General features: G+C 65.3%; 2 protein-coding genes. Both read right to left on the bottom strand.

Annotated elements, in window-relative coordinates:
* Positions 1-972 (bottom strand): phage major capsid protein (locus HK28_RS13105; protein WP_086644986.1); only part of this gene is annotated, 972 nt, incomplete at its 3' end.
* 94 nt (positions 973-1066) lie between these two features.
* The coding region (locus HK28_RS14075) for a hypothetical protein (RefSeq protein WP_198945899.1) at positions 1067-1265 on the bottom strand (199 nt) is incomplete at its 5' end.

The raw sequence follows: 1265 nt of genomic DNA on the forward strand, positions 1-1265 counted from the left end.
CACCGGCCCGGCGACGCCGGTCGGGTTCGCGAAGACGTAGCGCTGCTGGCCATCTTTCGTCAGCTCGATCGACGCCCAGTCGGTCGGGTTGAGAATGTGGCCCGTCGCCGGATACTGCGCCAGCGTCGCCTGCAGCATGGCCAGACGCAGGCGGTCGATCATGGTCTCGTTCTTGACGGAAACGCCCGCAGGCTGCGCATACGCGGTCGCCTGCGTCATCAGACCTTTCAGGTTCTGACCGGTCCCGTCGCCGCTCAGAAGCTGCGTGTCTTCGACAAAGGCGAGGCCGTAGCGCAGACGTCCGTCGATGTAGCTGGTCAGCATGGGCGCGTCGGCGAGGATCTGCTTTGACGCCAGAACCCAATGCGCGATGGTACGAACAGGCAGGTTTTGCAGATCGAACGTGAGATCGGACTGAGGCTTCGGCGTGGTCGGGTTTTCCGCGACTGCGGCGGCGTTGTTCGTAAACCCGGTTTCCCGGACGTAGTCGATCGCGCTCGAACTGGTCGACCCAGGCATCAGCAGATCGCGGATCACCAGCTGGCGGTTCGGGACGACCTGGACGATTCCGGGCTGGCGGTCGGCGACCACAAGCCCGGTCGTGCCGGACGCGCCCGCCGTGCTGCCCGACGTGATGTTCTTCAGGTCCACAGACAGGCGACCTTTCCAGCGGTCGCCCTCGGCCATCGCCGCCTTGATGTTCTCGTCCGCGACAAAGCGCTGGCCGAGCGAGCGCGTCTCTATCTGGGCGTCGCCGCCCCCAGCACGTGCGCCCTTCTGCTCCATCTCAGTCACACGCGCCGCCAGCGCGTTCATTTCCGTCAGCGCCTTGTCGGCCGACTGCTTCGTCTCGCGGGTCATCTCGCCGAGATTCTTCATCTCCGTTTTCGCCGTCTCGGCGAACTGCCTGACCTGATCCGTCGCCGTTTTCAGATCCGCCACAGCCTGCTTGTATTCGTTTTCGGTGGACATCCCGTTTTCCCATGAAAAAAGGGCACCGAAGCGCCCTTGCGTGAAACATTGAAAGTGAAACCCGGACGACGCGCCGCGCCGTCCTTCCCCCGTCTCAGAGACCCGACAGATCCGGCAGGTCGAGACTGGCGAATTGCGAGAAGGGCGACGTCGCTCTCGGCGCTGCGCCCAGAAGCTCCAGAATGCCGGCGGCGGCCGCGCGGATCTCGCGCAGAGGCGCGGCCTTGCCGTCGAGCGCGAGCGGCGCGCCGGTCAGCGCCTCATGCGCCGCCTGCAGATGCTGCAGCAGGGTG

The organism is Acetobacter sp. DsW_063 (genome assembly GCF_002153745.1).
GTDB lineage: Bacteria > Pseudomonadota > Alphaproteobacteria > Acetobacterales > Acetobacteraceae > Acetobacter.